The organism is Streptomyces sp. NPDC000878 (assembly GCF_053599695.1).
In genome coordinates this window covers 41628-63719 of sequence record NZ_JBSFMT010000036.1, presented here as the reverse complement: position 1 = coordinate 63719, position 22092 = coordinate 41628, and the positions used below count along the sequence as shown (strand labels likewise).

At 70.1% G+C, this 22092-nt stretch carries 18 protein-coding genes; 8 read left to right on the top strand and 10 right to left on the bottom strand.

The window, feature by feature from the left end; genetic code table 11:
• Nucleotides 1-8 precede the first annotated feature (8 nt).
• Both ACWDR4_RS28270 and ACWDR4_RS28265 read left to right on the top strand, forming a co-directional pair.
• Nucleotides 9-953, top strand: a complete 945-nt coding sequence (locus ACWDR4_RS28270; RefSeq protein ID WP_450412910.1) for an RluA family pseudouridine synthase — start codon at nucleotides 9-11, stop codon at nucleotides 951-953.
• Nucleotides 950-1423, top strand: a complete 474-nt coding sequence (locus ACWDR4_RS28265) for a GNAT family N-acetyltransferase (protein WP_450412909.1) — start codon at nucleotides 950-952, stop codon at nucleotides 1421-1423. Before ACWDR4_RS28270 ends, ACWDR4_RS28265 begins: the two co-directional genes overlap by 4 nt.
• A gap of 42 nt (nucleotides 1424-1465) precedes the next feature.
• On the opposite strand, the gene ACWDR4_RS28260 is transcribed toward ACWDR4_RS28265, so the two are convergent.
• Entirely contained in the window at nucleotides 1466-2581 is a 1116-nt protein-coding gene (locus ACWDR4_RS28260) for a mechanosensitive ion channel family protein (RefSeq protein WP_450412908.1), read from the bottom strand.
• Nucleotides 2582-2698: 117 nt separating this feature from the next.
• On the opposite strand from ACWDR4_RS28260, the gene ACWDR4_RS28255 reads away from it, so the two are divergent.
• Entirely contained in the window at nucleotides 2699-3268 is a 570-nt protein-coding gene (locus ACWDR4_RS28255) for a dienelactone hydrolase family protein (RefSeq protein ID WP_450412907.1), read from the top strand.
• Between the two features lie 27 nt (nucleotides 3269-3295).
• On the opposite strand, the gene ACWDR4_RS28250 is transcribed toward ACWDR4_RS28255, so the two are convergent.
• The 4 genes from ACWDR4_RS28250 to ACWDR4_RS28235 form a co-directional block, all read right to left on the bottom strand.
• A complete protein-coding gene (locus tag ACWDR4_RS28250) occupies nucleotides 3296-4966 on the bottom strand; it encodes an alkaline phosphatase D family protein (protein ID WP_450412906.1) in 1671 nt (556 codons plus the stop codon).
• A gap of 137 nt (nucleotides 4967-5103) precedes the next feature.
• Nucleotides 5104-5952 (bottom strand): thioredoxin domain-containing protein, encoded by an 849-nt coding sequence (locus tag ACWDR4_RS28245; RefSeq protein ID WP_450412905.1) that lies wholly within the window; start codon nucleotides 5950-5952, stop codon nucleotides 5104-5106.
• Between the two features lie 89 nt (nucleotides 5953-6041).
• On the bottom strand, nucleotides 6042-6725 hold the full coding sequence (locus tag ACWDR4_RS28240) for a hypothetical protein (RefSeq protein ID WP_450412904.1): 684 nt from the start codon (nucleotides 6723-6725) through the stop codon (nucleotides 6042-6044).
• 115 nt (nucleotides 6726-6840) lie between these two features.
• The gene (locus ACWDR4_RS28235; RefSeq protein ID WP_450412903.1) at nucleotides 6841-8166 is read right to left on the bottom strand and encodes a DUF2252 domain-containing protein; all 1326 of its coding nucleotides are present in this window, start codon (nucleotides 8164-8166) and stop codon (nucleotides 6841-6843) included.
• Nucleotides 8167-8403: 237 nt separating this feature from the next.
• Here ACWDR4_RS28235 and dnaE point away from each other — a divergent pair, with 237 nt between their 5' ends.
• The gene (dnaE, locus tag ACWDR4_RS28230) at nucleotides 8404-11943 is read left to right on the top strand and encodes a DNA polymerase III subunit alpha (RefSeq protein WP_450412902.1); all 3540 of its coding nucleotides are present in this window, start codon (nucleotides 8404-8406) and stop codon (nucleotides 11941-11943) included.
• Nucleotides 11944-12014: 71 nt separating this feature from the next.
• Here dnaE and ACWDR4_RS28225 read toward each other — a convergent pair whose 3' ends face one another.
• Nucleotides 12015-12188, bottom strand: a complete 174-nt coding sequence (locus tag ACWDR4_RS28225) for a hypothetical protein (RefSeq protein WP_369035085.1) — start codon at nucleotides 12186-12188, stop codon at nucleotides 12015-12017.
• Between the two features lie 237 nt (nucleotides 12189-12425).
• On the opposite strand from ACWDR4_RS28225, the gene ACWDR4_RS28220 reads away from it, so the two are divergent.
• The 4 genes from ACWDR4_RS28220 to ACWDR4_RS28205 all read left to right on the top strand — a co-directional run bounded on the left by ACWDR4_RS28220 (nucleotide 12426) and on the right by ACWDR4_RS28205 (nucleotide 16448).
• Nucleotides 12426-13646: an NYN domain-containing protein gene (locus ACWDR4_RS28220; RefSeq protein ID WP_450412899.1), complete on the top strand. Its 1221-nt coding sequence runs from the start codon at nucleotides 12426-12428 to the stop codon at nucleotides 13644-13646.
• 109 nt (nucleotides 13647-13755) lie between these two features.
• Nucleotides 13756-14727 carry an ABC transporter ATP-binding protein gene (locus ACWDR4_RS28215; RefSeq protein WP_450412938.1) on the top strand — a complete coding sequence of 324 codons (972 nt, stop codon included), beginning with the start codon at nucleotides 13756-13758 and terminating at the stop codon, nucleotides 14725-14727.
• 127 nt (nucleotides 14728-14854) lie between these two features.
• The gene (locus ACWDR4_RS28210) at nucleotides 14855-15682 is read left to right on the top strand and encodes an ABC transporter permease (RefSeq protein ID WP_450412897.1); all 828 of its coding nucleotides are present in this window, start codon (nucleotides 14855-14857) and stop codon (nucleotides 15680-15682) included.
• Nucleotides 15683-15716: 34 nt separating this feature from the next.
• Nucleotides 15717-16448, top strand: a complete 732-nt coding sequence (locus tag ACWDR4_RS28205; protein ID WP_450412895.1) for a hypothetical protein — start codon at nucleotides 15717-15719, stop codon at nucleotides 16446-16448.
• A 251-nt stretch (nucleotides 16449-16699) separates the two neighbouring features.
• Here the strand turns inward: ACWDR4_RS28205 and infB are convergent, their stop codons facing one another.
• The 4 genes from infB to rimP all read right to left on the bottom strand — a co-directional run bounded on the left by infB (nucleotide 16700) and on the right by rimP (nucleotide 21973).
• Nucleotides 16700-19876: a translation initiation factor IF-2 gene (gene infB, locus ACWDR4_RS28200; RefSeq protein WP_450412893.1), complete on the bottom strand. Its 3177-nt coding sequence runs from the start codon at nucleotides 19874-19876 to the stop codon at nucleotides 16700-16702.
• Nucleotides 19877-20025: 149 nt separating this feature from the next.
• Nucleotides 20026-20304, bottom strand: coding sequence for a YlxR family protein (locus tag ACWDR4_RS28195; protein ID WP_450412891.1), 279 nt, complete (start codon nucleotides 20302-20304; stop codon nucleotides 20026-20028).
• A 134-nt stretch (nucleotides 20305-20438) separates the two neighbouring features.
• Entirely contained in the window at nucleotides 20439-21449 is a 1011-nt protein-coding gene (gene nusA, locus ACWDR4_RS28190) for a transcription termination factor NusA (protein WP_450412889.1), read from the bottom strand.
• 2 nt (nucleotides 21450-21451) lie between these two features.
• Nucleotides 21452-21973: a ribosome maturation factor RimP gene (rimP, locus tag ACWDR4_RS28185; protein ID WP_450412887.1), complete on the bottom strand. Its 522-nt coding sequence runs from the start codon at nucleotides 21971-21973 to the stop codon at nucleotides 21452-21454.
• Nucleotides 21974-22092 lie beyond the last annotated feature (119 nt).

Sequence of the window (22092 nt, the reverse complement as noted above, 5' to 3'; positions counted from 1 at the left end):
CTCGACGGGTGAGCACCGTTCCCGAGATCCGTAACCTGCCCGTGCCCGACGGCCTGGAGGGCGAGCGCGTCGACGCCGCCATCTCCCGCATGTTCGGCTTCTCCCGTACCAAGGCGGCCGAACTCGCCGCCGCGGGGAAGGTCATGGTCGACGGATCGGTGGTCGGGAAGTCCGAGCGGGTCCACGGCGGGGCCTGGCTCGAGGTCGAGATGCCGCAGGCGCCCGCGCCCGTCCAGGTCGTGGCCGAGCCGGTCGAGGGCATGGAGATCGTGCACGACGACGACGACATCGTCGTGATCGTCAAGCCCGTCGGCGTGGCCGCGCACCCCTCGCCCGGCTGGACCGGGACGACCGTCATCGGCGGGCTCGCCGCCGCCGGCTACCGCATCTCCACCTCCGGTGCCGCCGAGCGCCAGGGCATCGTGCACCGGCTCGACGTCGGCACCTCGGGCCTGATGGTGGTGGCCAAGTCGGAGCGCGCGTACACGTCGCTGAAGCGCCAGTTCAAGGAGCGCACGGTCGACAAGCGCTACCACACGCTGGTCCAGGGCCACCCCGATCCGATGAGCGGCACGATCGACGCGCCCATCGGCCGGCACCCGAACCACGACTACAAGTGGGCGGTCACGGCCGAGGGCAAGCCGTCCGTCACGCACTACGACCTCATCGAGGCGTTCCGCGCGGCCTCCCTGCTCGACGTGAAGCTGGAGACCGGCCGCACCCACCAGATCCGCGTCCACATGGCCGCCCACCGGCACCCCTGCGTCGGCGACCTGACGTACGGGGCGGACCCGACGCTCGCCAAGCGGCTCGGCCTGACCCGGCAGTGGCTGCACGCCGTCCGGCTCGGGTTCGAGCACCCCGGGGACGGGACATGGGCCGAGTTCGAGAGTGTCTATCCGGACGACCTTGCCAACGCTCTGGAGCGGGTGCGCGAGGAGACGTACGCATGAGCCTGCCGACGGCGTACGTGGTGCGCGTCGTCGAGGATCCCGCCGACCGAGAGGCCTGCTTCGCGGTGCGCAAGGAGGTCTTCGTCGCCGAGCAGGGGGTGCCGGAGGATCTGGAGTACGACGAGTTCGACCCCGGTGCGCTGCATGTGCTGGCCGTCCGGGAGGACGGGGTGGCGCTCGGTACGGGGCGGTTGCTGTACGGGGAGGCGGCGGTCGGGCGGACCGGGGGCGACCTGTCCGTGGGGTCGCTGGGGCGGCTCGCGGTGCGGAAGGACGCGCGGGGGCTGGGCGTCGGGGTCGCGCTCGTGCGGGAGATCGAGGAGGCCGCCCGGGGGCTGGGGCTCGGTGCTGTGGATCTGCATGCGCAGACCTCGGCGTCGGGGTTCTATGAGCGGCTCGGGTATGCGGGGTACGGGGACGAGTTCTTCGAGGCCGGTATCGCACATCGTGCGATGCGCCGCTCTCTCTGAGTTCTCTCGTCCCCTCGACCCCCTGCGTACCCGCCCGTGGGTTCAGCCCCGGCCGACTGTCCTCGGCGGTTCGTGTGCCCTGCGAGGTGCTCCGTCCTGGGACCGGCGGGTGGCCTCCGTGCCCGGGGGCAGCGTCGCGTCCGCCGTGTTGACCCGGGGGAGGGCGTACGCGTGGTGTTCGGTCAGCCAGCGGATCATGCCCTCGCGGACGTGGACCCGGACCTTCCAGACGTCGTCCGCGTCCTTGGCGGTCACCAGCGCGCGTACCTCGATGGTGCTCGGGGTGGCGTCCGTGACGCACAGGTCGCAGGCGCGGCCGTCCCAGGCCGGGCACTCGCGCAGGAGGTCGCGGAGCTTCTCGCGCATCGCCTCCATGGGCGCGGTGTGGTCGAGGTGCCAGTAGACGATGCCGGTCATCTGGGCGCCGCCCCGCGACCAGTTCTCGAAGGGCTTCGACGTGAAGTAGGACACCGGCATCGTGATGCGGCGCTCGTCCCAGGTGCGCACGCTCAGGAACGTCAGCGTGATCTCGTCGACCGTGCCCCACTCGCCGTCCACCACGACCGTGTCGCCCAGGCGGACCATGTCGCCGAAGGCGATCTGGAACCCCGCGAACATGTTGGCCAGCGTCGACTGGGCCGCCACACCGGCGACGATGCCCAGGATGCCGGCCGACGCCAGCAGTGAGGCGCCGGCCGCGCGCATCGCCGGGAACGTCAGCAGCATCGCCGCCACCGCCACGACGCCCACGATCGCGGCGACCACCCGCTGGATCAGCGACACCTGGGTACGGACCCGGCGGACCCGGGCCGGATCGCGGTGGACACGCGCGTACCGCGAGTACGAGGTGTCCACGATCGCCATCGCGATGCGCACGATCAGCCAGGCCGTCGCGCCGATCAGCACCAGCGTCAGGGCCTGGCCGACGGCTTCATGGTGCTCCTGGAGCAGGTCGGCCTGGTTGTACGACCCTCGGAGCAGTGCCGCGCACAGGACGAGCTGGTAGGGCACGCGGGCCTGGCGCAGCAGTCCCCACAAGGGTGTCTCGGTCTGCCGTCCGTCCGCCTTCCGTAGCAAGCGGTCCGTGACCCAGCCGATGAGCAGCGTGAGCACGACCGAGCCACCGACGACGATCAGCGGGCGCAGTACGTTCTCCATGCCGGAGAACGTAACCGGAGATGGGGGGTCATGAACATGTGACTTCGGGTGTCCTCACGCACACTGCGAGGTTCGGCTGCTGGGGCTGTTGTCAGTGGTGGCTGGCACGATGTCCTCATGAACGTCATGCTCTTTCACTCGACCTATGGGCTCCGTCCCGCCGTGCGCGCCGCCGCCGACCGGCTGCGGGCGGCCGGACACGAGGTGTGGACCCCTGACCTCTTCGACGGGCGCACCTTCGAGAGCGTCGAGGAGGGCAGGGCCTGCAAGGACGCCATAGGCAAGGACGAGCTGCTCAAGCGGGCGATCCTGGCCGCCGCGCCCTATTCCGGGCGGGGTCTGGTGTACGCCGGGTTCTCCTTCGGCGCCGCGACCGCGCAGACGCTGGCGCTCGGCGACGAGAAGGCACGCGGGCTGTTGCTGCTGCACGGCACGTCGGACATCGCCGAGACCGCGTCGGTGGACGAGCTGCCGGTCCAGTTGCACGTGGCCGAGCCGGACGCCTTCGAGACCGACGACTGGCTGGGCTCCTGGTATCTCCAGATGGGCAAGGCGGGCGCCGACGTGGAGATCTACCGGTACGCCGGGGCCGGTCACCTCTACACCGACCCCGATCTGCCGGACTACGACGAGGAGGCGGCCGAGGCCACCTGGCGGGTGGCGCTCGGCTTCCTCGGCAGCCTGTAGGGCCGACGGTCACTGATCCCCGGCTGGCTACACCGGGTCGTACGTCCGTTCCATCTTCTGGGTGCCGCTGGGCGTGCGGTACGAGCGCCACCATGTCGAGGTCGCGTTCGTCTTCGTACGGTCGGAGAGCACGTAGTAGTCCATCTGCGCGCGGTCGGCCGTGATGTCCAGGACGCCGTAGCCGTGGCGGTCGGTGTCGACCCAGTGGACGTGCCGGTTGGCCGCGCGGATGATCGGCGCGGCGAGCGCGGTGACGGTGCCCTCGGGGACCTTGAGGAGGTCGTCGAGGTTGTCGGAGGTGACCGACGTGACGACGAACTCCGTGGCGGCCGACGGGGACAGCGGGTAGGTGCCGGCGTCCACGGGCACGTCGTTGGCCCAGGCCATGTGGATGTCGCCGGTCAGGAAGACGGTGTTGCGGATGGCGTTGGAGCGCAGGTGGGCGAGGAGTTCACGGCGGTCGTCCGTGTAGCCGTCCCACTGGTCGGTGTTGAGGGCGAGGCCCTCCTTGGGCAGGCCGAGCAGTTCGGCGAGCGGCTTCAGGAGGTCGGCGGTGAGGGAGCCGATGGCGAACGGCGAGATCATCACCGAGTTCCCGACCAGCCGCCAGGTGGTGTCCGAGGCCTTCAGCCCTGCCTTCAGCCAGTCCAGTTGGGCCCGGCCGGTGATCGTACGCTCCGGGTCGTCGACCGAGCCGTTGCCCACGGCCACCTGCTGGGAGCGGAAGGAGCGCAGATCGAGGAGGGAGAGGTCGGCGAGCTTGCCGAAGCGGAGGCGGCGGTAGGTGGTGCCCGCGATCGCCGGGCGGACCGGCATCCACTCGAAGTACGCCTGTTTCGCGACGGACTGCCGGGTCGCCCAGGCGCCCTCCGTGCCCTCGGAGTGGTTCTCGGCGCCGCCCGCCCAGGCGTCGTTGGCGAACTCGTGGTCGTCCCAGATCGCGACGACGGGAGCTGCCGCGTGCAGGGCCTGGAGGTCGGTGTCGGTCTTGTAACGCCCGTGCCGTACGCGGTAGTCGGCCAGGGTGAGGATCTCGTGCGTGGGGGCGTGCGGGCGTACGACGGTGTCGCGGGTGCCGTACTCGCCGGTGCCGTACTCGTAGATGTAGTCGCCGAGATGCAGCCAGGCGTCCAGGTCGCCGCGGGTCGCGAGATGGCGGTACGAGGAGAAGTGGCCGGCCTCCCAGTTGGCGCAGGAGACCACGCCGAAGCGGAGGTTGGACACGGCGGCGTCCGCTGCGGGCGCGGTGCGGGTGCGAGCGGCCGGGGAGTCCGTGCCGTCGGCCGAGAAGCGGAACCAGTAGTCCGTGGCGGGCGCGAGGCCCCGGATGTCCGCCTTGACCGTGTGGTCGGAGGCGGCCGTCGCGGTGAGCGAACCCTTGGAGACGATGTTCGTGAACGCCTTGTCGAGGGCGACGGTCCAGCTCACCTCCGTGTCCGGGCCGAGCCCGGAGCCGGGTATCGCCTCGGCGGTGGGCGTCACCCGCGTCCAGAGCAGGACACCGTCCGGCAGCGGATCGCCGGAGGCGACCCCGTGCAGGAAGGCCGGCGCCTCGGCGGCACGGGCGAGCGGCGCGGCGGCCAGCGGACCGGCCAGCACGGCGGTGGCCGCCGCGGCCTTGACGACCGTACGGCGGCGCGGGGCGAGGGAGTTGACCCGGGCGCCCGTGGACTCGGAGGAACTGCTTCGACTCGTCACGGGCGCTGAGATTACTGATCAGTAGGCCAATAGAGCGGGCGAAATCACTAAAGTTCGCCCGCTCTTCGGCTGATCGTCCACCGGGGCCGGGCGGCGGACCGTACGGCAGGTGCTCCGGCCGGCCCGGAACCCGCTGTTCAGGCCTTCAGAGCCGCCTCGATCGCCGTGTTGAAGTCGGCGACCGTCATGGGCGCGTTCTGGCTGTTCGGGGCCGTGAGCTTCTTGCCGTCCATCACCAGGCTCGGGGTGCCGTTGACGCCGTCCTTGTTGGTGTTGAACGTCTCGGACATCGCCAGCGCCCAGGCGTCGTACTTACCGTCCTTGACGGCGGACTGGAACGTCGTGTTGTTCTTCAGCGCGGCGACCGTGTTCGCCACCTTGATCAGATAGTCGTCGCTCTTGAACTTGTCGTCGCTCTCGTCGGGGTGGTACTTCGCCGAGTAGAGCGCGGTCTTGTACTCCAGGAACGCCTCCGGGCTCACGTTCAGCGCGGCGCCCATGGCGCTCATCGCGTTCTTGGAGCCCTCGCCGCGGGAGCCGATCTCGATCTTTCCGTTGCTGTCGGTGTCACCGTCGAGGAACGTGCCGCCGATGTACTGGATCTTGAACTTGCCCGCGTCGAAGTCCGCCTTGAGGGTCGTGCCGACCGTCTGCTCGAACTGGGCGCAGATCGGGCAGCGAGGGTCCTCGTACAGCTTGAGGGTCTTCTTGGCGGTGCTCTTGCCGAGGACCACCGTCGTGCCGTTCGTGCCCGTGGTGTTGGCCGGCGCGACGACCTTCGCGTCCTTCGCCTCGTCCCAGTAACCCGGCTTGTTGTTCTGGACGACCGCGTAGCCGATGCCGCCGGCTATCGCGAGGACGCCGACGACCGCGCCGGCCACGATGACCTGCCGCCTGACCTTGTCGCGCTTGGCCTGCCGCTCGCGCTCCTGGCGCAGCCGCTCACGGGCCGCGTTCTTGGCGTCTTGGCTGTTCCGCTTGCTCATGCTGGTGATCTCCCTGGGGAACGCGTACGCGTCATGGACGTCGTACGCGGATACGAATGAGGGGACTTGCCGGTGCTCGGTGCCGTCGCTCAGGCGAAGGCGAGCGGACTCGGCGGTCCTCGTCGTCCCAGGGAGTGCACGAGCAGACGCGCGCGGGGAGTCGCGACGCGCTGCGCCGGTCGCGGCAGGCGGCGTACCGCCGGGGCGGACCGGACGGTCACCACGGCGGCGGCCAGCAGCAGGGGGCGGAAGCCGGCGGCGGTGAGCGCGTCCAGCAGCCGGCCCAGGGCCCGTTCGCCCCGGCGCAGCCAGGCGGCGGCCACCAGCCCCACGCCGATGTGCGCGGCCAGCAGCAGCCAGGCGGTCGACGGGTCGGCGTGGGCGAGCAGCGCCCCGACCCGGTCGGTGTCGGCCACCCGGGCCAGCGGAGTGCCCACGCCGTCGCCGGCGCACAGCACGTCGAAGCCGACCGAACGCAGCGGGCCGGCGACCGGGCCGCCCGCCCGGCCGTAACACACCGTCTGGCCGGTGGTGAAGACCGTGTCGGCGGCCAGCTCCAGCGGGATCAGCAGGGCCGCGATCCGGCCGAAGCCGCGCTCACGGCCGGCCAGCGCGTACGCGACGACGAAGACGGCGGCGGCGATCACGGCCACCGTCCCCATCGGCAGCGGAACCCGGGACAGCAGCACGTGCGACGCGCTGCTGAGCGTCACGACGAGTGCCGTGAACAGTGCCGCGCGTACGGCTCTGAGCTGGGTCCCGGATATGTCCATAGCGGGGGAAGTGTGTCACGGACTCCCGTAAGAGGCCCCTAAAAGGTCCCTGTGAGCGCGAGTACGGTCCACAGGGGGTCCGGAAGGGGCCTCCGGGAGGTGTCCCCAGGCGTGTCTACAGGCCCGGGATCCGGCCGTTGCGGAACAGGTCCACGAAGATCTGGTGGTCGGCACGCGCGCGTGCGCCGTACTCGTGGGAGAAGTCCACCAGGATGTCCGCGAAGCCCGCCTCGTCGGCCGCGATCGCCGCGTCGATGGCCCGCTCCGTGGAGAACGGCACCAGGGACTCGCCGGACTGGTCGTCCGCCGCCGCGTGCATCGTGGCCGTCGCCCGGCCCAGGTCGGCGACGACGGCCGCGATCTCCTCCGGGTCGTCGATGTCGCCCCAGTCCAGATCCACGGCGTACGGCGACACCTCGGCGACCAGCTGCCCCTGGCCGTCCAGCTCGGTCCAGCCCAGCCACGGGTCGGCGTGGTCCTGGAGGGCGCGCTGCGAGATCACCGTGCGGTGGCCCTCGTGCTGGAAGTAGCCGCTGATCGCCGGGTCGGTGATGTGCCGGGAGACCGCCGGGGTCTGGGCCTGCTTGATGTAGATCACCACATCGTTCTCCAGGGCGTCCGTGGCGCCCTCCAGAAGGATGTTGTACGAGGGCAGACCGGCCGAACCGATACCGATGCCGCGCCGGCCGACGACGTCCTTCACCCGGTACGAGTCCGGGCGGGTCAGGGACGACTCCGGCAGGGTCTCCAGGTAGCCGTCGAAGGCGGCCAGCACCTTGTAGCGCGTGGCCGCGTCCAGCTCGATGGAGCCGCCGCCCGGTGCGAAGCGGCGCTCGAAGTCACGGATCTCCGTCATGGAGTCGAGGAGCCCGAAGCGGGTCAGCGAGCGGGCGTCGCGCAGCGCGTCGAGCAGCGGCCCCTCGGCGGTGTCCAGGGTGAAGGGCGGCACCTCGTCGCTCTTCGCGCCGGTCGCGAGGGCGTGGATCCGCTCGCGGTACGCGCCCGCGTACGTCCGCACGAGTTCGCTGATCTGCTCGTCGGAGAGTGCCTTCGCGTACCCGATGAGGGCCAGGGAGGCGGCGAGGCGCTTGAGGTCCCAGGTGAAGGGGCCGACGTACGCCTCGTCGAAGTCGTTGACGTTGAAGATCAGCCGGCCCTGGGCGTCCATGTACGTGCCGAAGTTCTCCGCGTGCAGGTCGCCGTGGATCCACACGCGCGCGGTGCGGTCGTCCAGGTAGGGCCCGCCCCGCTTCTCCTCGTCGAGGTCGTGGTAGAAGAGGCACGCCGTGCCCCGGTAGAACGCGAACGCCGAGGCCGCCATCTTGCGGAACTTCACGCGGAACGCGGCCGGGTCGGCGGCCAGGAGCTGGCCGAACGCGGTGTCGAAGACGGTGAGGATCTCCTCGCCGCGGTGCTCGGCGCTGAGCTGCGGAACCGACATCGCTGGGTGCCTCCTGGTGCAGGTGGTGCATGACAAATGGGGCCGGACGGGCCGCCCGGCGGGCCGGACCACTCCGTGCCCCCTCCAACGTTCGAAGGTACGCCTGAGTGCCCGCGACCCACGCATCAAGGTAGGGGGGAGACCCCACCCGCTGTCAGTGCCGAGGCATAGACTTCGTCGCTGTCCCCCCAGACTGCCCGCAGCCTGTCGCCGAGTGTTTTCCATGGAGGCCACGCCGTGTCAAAGCCGCCGTTCACGCACCTGCACGTCCACACCCAGTACTCGCTGCTGGACGGTGCCGCGCGGCTCAAGGACATGTTCAACGCGTGCAACGAGATGGGCATGACCCATATCGCCATGTCCGACCACGGCAACCTCCATGGGGCGTACGACTTCTTCCACACCGCCAAGAAGGCGGGGGTCACGCCGATCATCGGCATCGAGGCGTATGTGGCGCCCGAGTCCCGGCGCAACAAGCGGAAGATCCAGTGGGGCCAGCCGCACCAGAAGCGCGACGACGTGTCCGGTTCCGGCGGTTACACCCACAAGACGATCTGGGCGGCCAACTCCACGGGCCTGCACAACCTGTTCCGGCTGTCCTCGGACGCGTACGCGGAGGGCTGGCTGCAGAAGTGGCCGCGCATGGACAAGGAGACCATCTCCCAGTGGTCCGAGGGCCTCATCGCCTCCACGGGCTGCCCCTCCGGCGAGCTGCAGACCCGGCTGCGGCTGGGCCAGTTCGACGAGGCGGTGAAGGCGGCCTCCGAGTACCAGGACATCTTCGGCAAGGACCGCTACTTCCTGGAGCTGATGGACCACGGCATCGACATCGAGCACCGGGTCCGTGAGGACCTGCTCCGGGTCGGCAAGAAGCTCGGCATCCCGCCGCTGGTCACCAACGACTCGCACTACACGTACGCGCACGAGTCGGTCGCGCACGACGCCCTGCTGTGCATCCAGACCGGCAAGAACATCTCCGACCCGGACCGCTTCAAGTTCGACGGCACCGGCTACTACCTGAAGTCCACGGACGAGATGTACGCCATCGACCAGTCGGACGCCTGGCAGGAAGGCTGCGCCAACACCCTCCTGGTCGCCGAACAGGTCGACACCGCGGGCATGTTCGAGGCGAAGAACCTCATGCCGAAGTTCGACATCCCGGACGGCTTCACCGAGGTCACCTGGTTCCAGGAAGAAGTCCGGATCGGCATGAACCGCCGCTTCAACGGCAACGTCCCCGAGGACCGCCAGAAGCAGGCCGAGTACGAGATGGACGTCATCATCCAGATGGGGTTCCCGGGGTACTTCCTCGTCGTCGCCGACTTCATCATGTGGGCCAAGAAGCAGGGCATCGCGGTCGGTCCGGGCCGTGGTTCCGCGGCCGGTTCGATCGTCGCGTACGCCATGGGCATCACCGACCTCGACCCGATCCCGCACGGGCTGATCTTCGAGCGGTTCCTCAACCCCGAGCGCGTCTCCATGCCCGACGTCGACATCGACTTCGACGAGCGCAGGCGCGTCGAGGTGATCAGGTACGTGACGGAGAAGTACGGCGCCGACAAGGTCGCCATGATCGGCACCTACGGCAAGATCAAGGCCAAGAACGCCATCAAGGACTCCGCGCGCGTGCTGGGTTACCCGTACGCGATGGGCGACCGGCTCACCAAGGCCATGCCCGCCGACGTCCTCGGCAAGGGCATCGACCTCAACGGCATCACCGACCCCTCGCACCCGCGCTACAGCGAGGCCGGCGAGATCCGGTCGATGTACGAGAACGAGCCCGACGTGAAGAAGGTCATCGACACCGCCAAGGGCGTCGAGGGCCTGGTCCGGCAGATGGGTGTGCACGCGGCCGGCGTCATCATGTCCAGCGAGCCCATCGTCGACCACGCCCCGATCTGGGTGCGGCACACCGACGGCGTGACCATCACGCAGTGGGACTACCCGCAGTGCGAGTCGCTCGGCCTGCTCAAGATGGACTTCCTGGGCCTGCGCAACCTGACCATCATGGACGACGCCGTCAAGATGGTGAAGCTCAACAAGGGCATCGAACTCGACCTGCTGGGCCTGCCGCTCGACGACCCGAAGACCTTCGAACTGCTCCAGCGCGGCGACACCCTGGGCGTCTTCCAGTTCGACGGCGGGCCCATGCGCTCCCTGCTGCGGCTGATGAAGCCCGACAACTTCGAGGACATCTCCGCCGTCTCGGCGCTCTACCGTCCCGGCCCGATGGGCATGGACTCGCACACCAACTACGCCCTGCGCAAGAACAAGCTCCAGGAGATCACCCCGATCCACAAGGAGCTGGAGGAGCCCCTCGAAGAGGTTCTGGCAGTTACTTACGGTCTGATCGTCTACCAGGAGCAGGTGCAGAAGGCCGCCCAGATCATCGCCGGGTACTCCCTCGGCGAGGCCGACATCCTGCGCCGCGTGATGGGCAAGAAGAAGCCCGACGAACTGGCCAAGAACTTCACCATCTTCCAGGCCGGCGCCAAGAAGAACGGCTACAGCGACGAGGCCATCCAGGGCCTGTGGGATGTCCTGGTCCCCTTCGCCGGCTACGCCTTCAACAAGGCCCACTCGGCCGCGTACGGCCTGGTCTCGTACTGGACCGCCTACCTCAAGGCCAACTACCCGGCCGAGTACATGGCCGGACTGCTCACCTCGGTCAAGGACGACAAGGACAAGTCCGCGATCTACCTCAACGAGTGCCGGCGCATGGGCATCAAGGTGCTCCCGCCGAACGTCAACGAGTCGATGTCCAACTTCGCCGCCCAGGGCGACGACGTGATCCTCTTCGGCCTCTCCGCGGTGCGCAACGTCGGTACGAACGTCGTCGAGTCGATCATCAAGTCCCGCAACGCCAAGGGGAAGTACGGCTCCTTCCCCGACTACCTCGACAAGGTCGAGGCGGTCGTCTGCAACAAGCGGACCACGGAGTCGCTGATCAAGGCCGGCGCGTTCGACAGCATGGGGCACACCCGCAAGGGCCTCACCGCGCACTTCGAGCCGATGATCGACAACGTGGTCGCGGTGAAGAGGAAAGAGGCCGAGGGGCAGTTCGACCTCTTCGGCGGCATGGGCGAGGCGGACACCAGCGAGCCCGGCTTCGGCCTCGACATCGAGTTCACCACCGACGAGTGGGACAAGGCCTATCTGCTCGCCCAGGAGCGGGAGATGCTCGGCCTGTACGTCTCCGACCACCCGCTCTTCGGTCTGGAGCACGTCCTCTCCGACAAGGCCGACGCCGGTATCTCCCAGCTCACCGGAGGTGAGCACGCCGACGGCGCGGTCGTCACCATCGGCGGGATCATCTCCGGCCTCCAGCGCAAGATGACCAAGCAGGGCAACGCCTGGGCCATCGCCACCGTCGAGGACCTCGCCGGTTCCATCGAGTGCATGTTCTTCCCGGCCACCTACCAGCTGGTGTCGACCCAACTCGTCGAGGACGCCGTCGTGTTCGTCAAGGGACGCCTCGACAAGCGCGAGGACGTGCCCCGGCTGGTCGCGATGGAACTCCAGGTCCCCGACCTGTCGAACGCGGGCACCAACGCGCCCGTGATCCTCACCATCCCCGCGCTGAAGATCACCCCGCCGATGATCAGCAGGCTCGGCGAGATCCTCAGCCACCACAAGGGCGAGAGCGAGGTCCGCATCAGGCTCCAGGGACCGAGCAAGACGACGGTGCTGCGGCTCGACCGGCACCGGGTGAAGCCGGATCCGGCCCTCTTCGGCGATCTGAAGGTGCTGCTCGGCCCGTCCTGTCTGGCCGGTTGATCAACTGACGTGCGCGAGGGGCGCACCCTGAACGGGTGCGCCCCTCGCGGTGCTTGAGCTTCAACAACGGTTCAGTTGTGGCCGAAGCGCTTCTGCCGGCCCTTGCGTGCCATATCACCGGGAGTCACCTGGGTGGCGCGCTGCTCGGCCTGCGACTCCATCGAGGAGGACTTAGCCTCTTCGGCACCGCGCTCGGCCTGGGACGCCTGGTGCTGCTGGCGACTCTGCTTCTTGTTCTTGGCCATGGTGATCTGCCTCCTGAGGGGGATCTAGGGACCAGGACCGACTTCAGATTCACACGGCCCGACAAAGCGTGCATGTCGGAGAATTACCCTGCGTAATAAGGTCTTGTGGTGCGGTGAGACCCTCGACCGACGGGGGAAACGCCACGCCGAAGATCGAGTTCGGGCCGTTAACCTCCGCGCGGTCGGGCAGACTCGAAGCAAGCCCGAAGCAAACCTCCCGGAAAGAGGGTGGATCGCGTGGACCGCTGCATCGTCCTGGTGGATGCCGGGTATCTGCTCGGGGCGGCGGCGAGTCTGCTCGCCGGAGAGCCCTCGCGGTCCCGGATCACCGTCGACCACCCCGCCCTCATCCAGGGCCTTCGCGAACGCGCCGAGTCGGACACCGAACGGCCGCTGCTGCGCATCTACTGGTTCGACGGCGCCCCCGACCGCGTCCCGCAGCCCGAGCACCGCAGGCTGCGCGTGATGCCCCGGGTCACCGTCCGCCTCGGCGCCCTGACCCGCAGCGACGGACGGTGGGCCCAGAAGGGCGTCGACGCCGCCATGCACGCCGAGCTGACCGAGCTGGCCCGCAACCGCGCCTGCTCCGACATCGTCCTCGTCACCGGCGACGGCGATCTGCTGCCGGGCATGATGGCCGCCAAGGAGCACGGAGTCGCCGTACACCTGTGGGCCGTGCAGGCCGCCGACGGCGACTACAACCAGTCCGAGGACCTGGTCGCCGAGGCCGACGAGCGGCGCGTCCTCGACCGTACGTGGATCACCAAGGCCGTACGCGCCAAGGACCTCGGCGGGGTCTGTGCGCCGCCGCCCGCGCCCCGCCCCGAGATCGCGGCGATCCTGTCCGCGCCGCTGCCCGAGTCGGCGCTCGGGCAAGGCGCCGAGCGGGCCGCCGACGAGCAGCAGGAGCATGCGACGGCGCCCGCCGAGCAGAACGGCGCGCAGGAGCGTGTGCCCGCCCCCAAGGGCGTACCGACCCCCAAGGACCTGGCCGCGCTGCGGGCCCCCGGCGCCCAGCCCGCTCAGCAGCCCGCGAACGCGACCCTGCGCTGGTCCTCCGACAAGGGCTGGGTCGACCGGCCGGGCGTGTCCGCCGAGCCCCCCGAGGTCGCCGCCATGCCGACGCTCGCCCAGCTCACCTCGGCCGAGCAGCGCTGGGCGGACCGCGAGGAGGACATCACCACGGTCGGCGGTGATCCGTACGAGGTCGGACAGGTGTTCGCGCGCCGCTGGATGGAGCGCCTCCCCGAGCCCGCCAACCTGCAGAAACTGTCCACGATGTACCCCCGCATCCCGCACCGCATCGACGGCGAGCTGTTGCGCTACGCCGCCCGTTTCGGTCTGCTCGCGCACAAGGACGACCAGATCGACGAGCACGACCGGTACGCGATCAGGGCCGGTTTCTGGCGCGAGATCGACGTCCGTACGGCCGCGGAGCACGCGCCCGCGGGGGAGTGAGCCGGCCCCCGATGGCAGGGGGTTGGATTTCTGGCGGAGTCGGGCACCCCGTACTCTCGCCTTCGTGAGTACGCGCACGGCACACGCAGCCCGACACGGTGACGATGTCGTGTGCGCGGTGCGCGATCTCACCAAGACCTATCGGGCGGTACGCGGCCGGCGCGGTTCCCCCGGAACACCCGAGGTGAAGGCCACCGACGCTGTCGATCTGGACGTCCGGCGCGGTGAGATCTTCGGACTGCTCGGGCCCAACGGCGCCGGCAAGTCGACCCTCGTCCGGCAGATCACCGGCCTGATGCGCCCCGACCGGGGCAGCGTGGAGATCCTGGGCCACAACATCGTGCGCCACCCGGAGCGGGCGGCGCGCATCCTCGCCTACCTCGGCCAGGAGTCCAGCGCCCTCGACGAACTGACCGTGTCGCTCGCCGTCGAGACCACCGCGCGGCTGCGCGGCCTGGAGGTACGGCAGGCGCGGGCGGAACGGGACGCCGTCCTGGAGGAACTGGGGCTCACCGCACTGACCGCCCGGCCCATCCGCAAGCTGTCCGGCGGACAGCGGCGGCTCGCCTGCTTCGCCACCGCGCTGGTCGGGGAACGGCCGCTGCTCGTCCTCGACGAACCGACGACCGGGATGGATCCGGTGGCCCGGCGTGCGGTGTGGTCGGCGGTCGACCGGCGGCGCGCGGAGCGCGGTACGACGGTGCTGCTGGTGACGCACAACGTGATCGAGGCCGAGACGGTTCTCGACCGGGTCGCTGTCCTGGACCGGGGGCGCGTGATCGCCTGCGACACCCCGGCCGGGCTGAAGGAGCAGGTCGCGGGGGAGGTGCGCGTCGATCTCGTCTGGCGGGAGTCGGCGCCCCTGCACGTCCCCGAGGTCGCCGCCCTGCGGGACCGGGCCGTCGAGTCGGGGCGCAGATGGACGTTGCGGCTGGCCCCCGAGGAGGCCCGCGCGGCCGTCGCCACCGTCACCGGCGGGGCCGCGTTCACCGCGCTGGACGACTTCACGCTGGCCACACCGAGCCTGGAGGACGTGTATCTGGCGCTCGGGGGGAATGTGCAGGGGCTGGTGAAGGCGTGATCGGCATGAGTGCGGGGGACTTCCGATCCGTACGTGTATGCGTACGGATGCGAGAAAGGGCGCGGGTGCGGGTGCTGGCGGGGGAGAGGGCGGCTGTCGTGACCGGGACGAAGAGGAGCAGCTCGACGTGAGTGTCGTACCCGCGGAAGCGCTGCCGGGCACAGCCCTGGCCGTGGAGGAGGCGCCCGCGCGCCGCGCGACGGCCGAGCTGGGGCCGCGTGCCCGGCTGTGGCCCGCGCTGGTCGCGGTGTACCGGGCGCAGCTGTCCCGGGCCCGGGTCGCGCGGATTCCGCTGCTCTTCGTGGCGACCTTCCAGTCCATCGGGATCATGATCCTGATGCGCGGGGTCGTGGAGGGGGGCGGGGAGGCCCGGGCCGTGGTGGCCGGGGCGTCTGTTCTCGTTGTTGCTTTTGTCGCGTTGAACCTGCTCGCTCAGTACTTCGGGCAGCTGCGGGCCAGCGGTGGGCTCGATCACTACGCCACGCTGCCCGTGCCGCCCGCCGCCGTGGTGCTGGGCGCGGCGGGGGCGTACGCCTCCTTCACCGTGCCAGGGACCGTCGTGACGGCCGTGTTCGGGTGTCTGCTGTACGGGCTGCCGCTGGCGCATCTGTGGGTGCTCGCCCTGGTGATCCCGCTCGCGGGGGCCGCGCTCGCCGGGCTCGGTGCCGCGTTCGGGCTGCTCGCGCCGCGGCCGGAGCTGGCCACGCTGCTCGGGCAGCTGGGCATGTCGGCGGCGCTGCTGCTGGGGGTGCTGCCGGCCGACCGGATGCCCGGGGTGGTGCGGTTCGCGCGGGATCTGCTGCCCTCGACGTACGGCGTGGAGGCCTTCGCCCGGACCTTCGGGCCCGACCCCGACTGGGCCTTCGTCTTCGGTGACCTGGCCGTGTGCGCGGGGGTCGGGGTGGTCTCGCTGGCCGTCGCGACCTGGGCGTACCGCCGGGCGGCCGTCCGGTGACGCGCCGCACAGACGGGCCTGGCACGATGTCAGGGTGACCGCACCGCTGACTCCGCCTCCGCCGCCGCACCAAGAGCCCTCGCGTGAACGTGAAGAGGCCTCACGGCCCCAGCAGCCCTTGCAGCAGCAGCCCTCGCTCCAGCAGGCTCCGGACAGCCGGTCCTGGCAGGACTGGCCGGCGCCGGCCGCGTCTGCGGGGGGCGGGTTCGGAGCGGCGTACGGACAGGACGGCCCCGGGATGAAGACGGAAGTGCGGGAGGCCGCTGTCGTCACGGTCGCGGTAGCGCTCGGTGGGGTGCTGCTCGGGCTGCTGTGGTGGTGGCTGGCGCCGAGTGTGCCGCTGGTCGGGAACATCGTCGAGAACCGCTGGGTCGTGTACGTCAAGGACAGCGAGGGCGAGCAGGCGATCGGGGTCGACGGAACGTTCACTCTGCTGGCGTTGGCCCTGGGGGCGGTGAGTGCGCTGGGGGTGTTTCTCTTCCGGCGTCGTGGAGGTGTGCCGCTGGTGGTCGGGCTGACGGTCGGGGGGCTGCTCGGGTCGGTGCTGGCGTGGCGGCTGGGGGTGTGGCTCGGGCCCGCCCAGGATGTGATCGCTGCGGCGAAGTCCGCGGGTAAGGGGGTTACGTTCTCGGCGCCGTTGAAGTTGGGGGCGAAGGGGGCGTTGCTGGTGTGGTCCGTGGCGGCGCTGGTGATGCATCTGGGGTTGACGGCGTTGTTCGGGCCCCGGGATGCGGAGGAGGGCGTGGCGCCGCCGGTTCAGGGGTGAGTTTCCTCGCCCCCGCCGCCCTTACCCGTCCCATCCCCTGGGGGCTGCGCCCCCAGACCCCCCTTTCGCGCTGGACGCGCTTGTCCTCAAACGCCGGACGGGCTGACTACCCAGCCCGTCCGGCGATTGAGGACAAGGCCCGTTCAGGGCCGGAGCGGGGGTCTGGGGGCGGCAAGCCCCCGGCAGACGTCCAGCTGGCCGGCGGGGACTTCTCCCTGCCGGCCAGCTGGACTGCACGCACTACCTACCGCTTAGCCGCGCGGCTTCTCCCGCATCTCGTACGTCGCGATGACGTCGTCGACCTTGATGTCGTTGAAGTTGCCGAGGTTGATACCACCCTCGAACCCTTCGCGGATCTCGGTGACGTCGTCCTTGAAGCGACGCAGACCGGAGATGGTGAGGCTCTCCGCGATGACCTTGCCATCGCGCAGCAACCGCGCCTTGGTGTTGCGCTTGACCTCGCCGGAGCGGACCAGCACACCGGCGATGTTGCCCAGCTTGGACGAGCGGAAGACCTCGCGGATCTCCGCCGTACCCAGCTCGACCTCTTCGTACTCCGGCTTGAGCATGCCCTTGAGGGCTGCCTCGATCTCCTCGATGGCCTGGTAGATCACCGAGTAGTAGCGGACGTCGACGCCCTCGCGCTCCGCCATCTGGGCCGCGCGGCCCGCAGCGCGGACGTTGAAGCCGATGACGATCGCGTCGGAGCCGGTCGCCAGGTCGATGTCCGACTCGGTGACCGCACCCACACCGCGGTGCAGAACGCGGATGTCGACCTCTTCGCCGACGTCGAGCTGGAGCAGCGAGGACTCGAGAGCCTCCACCGAACCGGACGCGTCGCCCTTGATGATGAGGTTGAGTTCCTGCACCAGACCGGCCTTGAGCGCCTCGTCCAGGTTCTCCAGGGAGAACCGGACTCCACGCCGGGCGAAGTTGGCGTTGCGCTCGCGCGCCGCCCGCTTCTCGGCGATCTGACGCGCCGTACGGTCCTCGTCGACAACCAGGAAGTTGTCGCCTGCGCCCGGGACGTTGGTGAGACCCAGGACCAGGACGGGGGTCGACGGAGTTGCCTCTTCGACGTTGTTGCCGTTGTCGTCGAGCATCGCCCGGACGCGGCCGTAAGCGTCGCCGACCACCATCGTGTCGCCGATACGCAGCGTGCCGCGCTGGACCAGGACCGTCGAGACGGCACCGCGGCCCTTGTCCAGGTGGGACTCGATCGCAATACCCTGCGCGTCCTGCTCCGGGTTGGCCCGCAGGTCGAGCGAGGCGTCCGCGGTGAGGACCACGGCCTCCAGCAGGCTCTCGATGTTGAGGCCCTGCTTGGCGGAGATGTCGACGAACATCGTGTCGCCGCCGTACTCCTCGGCCACCAGACCGAACTCGGTCAGCTGACCGCGCACCTTGGTCGGGTCGGCACCTTCGACGTCGATCTTGTTGACCGCGACCACGATCGGCACGTCGGCCGCCTTGGCGTGGTTCAGCGCCTCGATCGTCTGGGGCATCACACCGTCGTTGGCCGCCACCACGAGGATCGCGATGTCGGTCGACTTGGCACCACGGGCACGCATGGCGGTGAACGCCTCGTGGCCCGGGGTGTCGATGAAGGTGATCCTGCGCTCTTCGCCGTTGACCTCGGTCGCGACCTGGTACGCACCGATGTGCTGCGTGATACCGCCGGCCTCGCCCGCGACGACGTTCGTCTTGCGGATGGTGTCGAGGAGACGGGTCTTGCCGTGGTCGACGTGACCCATGACGGTCACGACCGGCGGACGCGCGACGAGGAACTCCTCGCCACCCTCGTCCTCACCGAACTCGATGTCGAAGGACTCGAGCAGCTCGCGGTCCTCCTCCTCGGGGCTGACGATCTCGAGGACGAAGTTCATCTCGTCCGCGAGGAGCTTCAGCGTCTCGTCGGAGACGGACTGCGTGGCAGTGACCATCTCGCCGAGGTTCATCATCACGCCGACGAGCGACGCCGGGTTGGCGCCGATCTTCTCGGCGAAGTCGGTGAGGGACGCACCACGCGACAGGCGGACGGACTGTCCGTTGCCGCGCGGCAGCATCACGCCGCCGACCGACGGGGCCTGCATGGCCTCGTACTCCTGGCGCCTCTGCCGCTTCGACTTGCGACCACGACGCGCGGGACCACCGGGACGACCGAAGGCGCCCTGCGTGCCACCACGGCCACCCGGACCACCGGGACGACCGCCGAAGCCGGGACGACCGCCGCCACCGCCACCGGGACCACCGGGACGGCCGGCGAAACCGCCGCCACCGCCACCGCCGGGACCGGCAGGACGACCGGCGAAGCCACCGCCGCCGCCACCGGGACGACCGGCGAAACCGCCGCCACCGCCACCGGGACGACCGCCGCCGCCACCGCCGGGACCACCCGGACGACCGCCACCGCCACCGCCACCGGGACCGCGGCCACCAGGGCCACCGCCGGGACGCGGGGTGCCCGCAGCGGGACGCTGCGGCATCATGCCGGGGTTGGGACGGTTGCCGCCGGGACCGCCACCGGGACGCGGAGCGCCACCGGGACCACCCTGCGGACGAGGCATACCGCCCGGACTCGGACGCCCGCCGCCCGCACCCTGCGGACGGGGAGCACCCTGGCCGCCGCCCGCACCCTGCGGACGCGGAGCGCCGGCACCGGGAGCGCCACCGGGGCCACCCTGGCCGCCGGGACGCGGAGCGCCCTGCGGACGGGGCGCCTGGGGACGCGCCATGCCGGTGGAGCCACCGGACGTGAAGGGGTTGTTGCCCGGACGCGGACCGGACGGACGGGCACCGCCGGGACGCGGAGCGCCCTGGCCACCCGGACGCGAGGCGCCCGGACGCTCACCACGGCCCTGGCCACGGTCCTGACCGCGGTCCTGGCCCTGTCCCCGGTCCTGACCGGGACCCGAAGGACGGGCACCGGTGGGACGCGGGGCGCCGGGACGGGCACCGGTGTTGGGACGCGGAGCCTGGGCGGCGGCCGGAGTGACCGGCGCCGACGGCGGAGCGGTGAACTCCGGCGTGGTGGGTGCCGCGGGGGCCGGCTTCGGCGCGGGCTTGGGGCCCGGCGTCGGACGGGAACCCTGGGGGGCCGGAGTCACCGGGGTGACCGGCGCACTCGGCGCGGCGGGCGCCGCGGGGCGCTCGGCCACGGCGGGCTTGGGAGCCGGCGGCCGCGGGGCAGCCGGACGGGCCGACTGCGCCGGGGAGGGCGCGCCGGGCTTGGGGGCAGCCTTGCGCGGGGCGCCGGGCTTGGCGTTGCCCCCGCCCTGGAAGGCGTCTGTCAACTTGCGTACTACGGGCGCCTCGATCGTCGAGGATGCCGATCGGACGAATTCACCGAGTTCCTGGAGCTTGGCCATGACAGCCTTGCTCTCCACCCCGAACTCCTTGGCGAGTTCGTATACCCGGACCTTAGCCACTTCGCTCCTTTTAGGTCCGGGTTGCGTCCGGACCGTCGCTACTTCATGGGCGTACTCATCGCGTGCTCATCGAGTGCTCATCGCAATCTCGACCTACTTCCAACTCGCGGGGGGTACCAGAGCCGCACAGGGGTTCCGTGCGACGCGTCTTACGGTGTTGCCTGCTCGACGTACCGGCGCAACGTCGCCGTGTCGAGCGCTCCCGGGGCACGCAGTGCCCTTGGGAACGCCCGGCGGCGAACCGCCAGGTCGAGACAGACCAGGGCGGGGTGCACATACGCACCCCGGCCGGGCAGCGTACCGCGATGATCGGGGGCGCATTCACCCTCGATCGCCACGATGCGCAGCAGATCCTTCTTGGCCGCTCGCTCCCGACACCCCACACAGGTGCGTTCAGGGCATACGCGGGCTCGCGTCCGGCCAGACACTCCTAAGTCTACCTCCCCGTACGGACCTCACTCATTCGAGATAAGGATCGAACGGTTGTTGTCGTGATCTCAGCCACCTGCGGCTTGGATCTATTCCCCCGCAGGACAGCCCACAGCCGACCTGCGGGACGGCCCTAGTCGCGGGGCCGCTCGGCGGGCCGCTCGGACGGCTGCTCGGTGTCCGGGCGGATGTCGATGCGCCAGCCGGTCAGCCGGGCGGCGAGGCGGGCGTTCTGGCCCTCCTTGCCGATCGCCAGCGACAGCTGGTAGTCGGGAACCGTCACGCGCGCGGAGCGGGCCCCGAGGTCGACGACCTCGACCTTGGTGACCCGGGCCGGGGACAGCGCGTTCGCCACCATCTCGGCCGGGTCGTCCGACCAGTCGACGATGTCGATCTTCTCGTTGTTCAGCTCGGCCATGACGCTGCGCACCCGGCTGCCCATGGGGCCGATGCAGGCCCCCTTGGCGTTCAGACCGCTGCGCGTCGACCGCACGGCGATCTTCGTGCGGTGACCGGCCTCACGGGCGATGGCCGAGATCTCCACGGAACCGTCGGCGATCTCGGGCACCTCCAGCGCGAAGAGCTTCTTCACCAGGTTGGGGTGCGTGCGCGAGAGGGTGACGGACGGACCGCGCATGCCCTTCGCCACTCGTACGACGTACGACCGCAGCCGCAGCCCGTGCGTGTAGGTCTCCCCGGGGACCTGCTCCTGCACCGGCAGGATGGCCTCCAGCTTGCCGATGTCCACGAGGACGTTCTTCGGGTCGCGGCCCTGCTGGACGACACCGGTGACGATGTCGCCCTCGCGGCCCGCGTACTCGCCGAGCGTCGCGTCGTCCTCGGCGTCGCGCAGGCGCTGCAGGATGACCTGCTTGGCGGTGGTGGCGGCGATCCGGCCGAAGTCCGACGGGGTGTCGTCGAACTCACGTGCCTCCTGCCCCTCCTCCAGCTCCTGGGGGTCCTCCTTCGCCCACACGGTCACATGACCGGTGTCCCGGTCGAGCTTCACACGCGCGTGGCGGCGGCTTCCCTCGGTGCGGTGGTAGGCGATGAGGAGGGCCGACTCGATCGCCTCGACCAGCAGGTCGAAGGAGATCTCCTTCTCCCGCACCAAGCCCCGCAGGGCACTCATGTCGATGTCCACGGCTACGCCTCCTCTTCTTCCGTCATGTCCTGCTTGTCTTTGGTGTCCTTGCGGTTGAACTCGACCTGGACGCGGGCCTTGTCGATGTCGGCGAAGGCGAGCCGGCGGGCGGTGGCCTTGCGGCCCTTCACGCCCGGCACTTCGAGGTCCATGCCCTCGTCGTCCACGGTCAGGATTCGGCCGACCACTTCGCCGCCGCCCTCGGTGAGCTGGAACCTGACCAGCCGCTCGACGGCGCGTACGTAGTGCCGGTGCTCGGTGAGTTCGCGCTCGGCGCCGGGGGTGCCGACCTCCAGGGTGTACTCCCCCGCGCCCATCGCGTCCGTCTCGTCGAGCTTCGCCGAGAGCGCGCGGCTCACATCGGCGATCGCGTCCAGATCGGCACCGTCGTCGGAATCGACGACGACCCGCAGCACTCTCTTGCGCCCGACGGACTCCACTGCGATCTCTTCGAGATCGAGACCCTGCGAGCTGACGAGCGGCTCCAGGAGCTCTCGAAGCCTCTCGCTCTGGGTGGTGCTCATCCGGGTGACTCCTCGGCCGCGTGTGCTGTTGTGGGTAGGTCGCGTGTCAGGTCAAAGGGTATCCGGTCCCGGGGGGTGTTGCCGTCCACCGGAACGCCGTCGGTGGCCCGGCTGCGCCG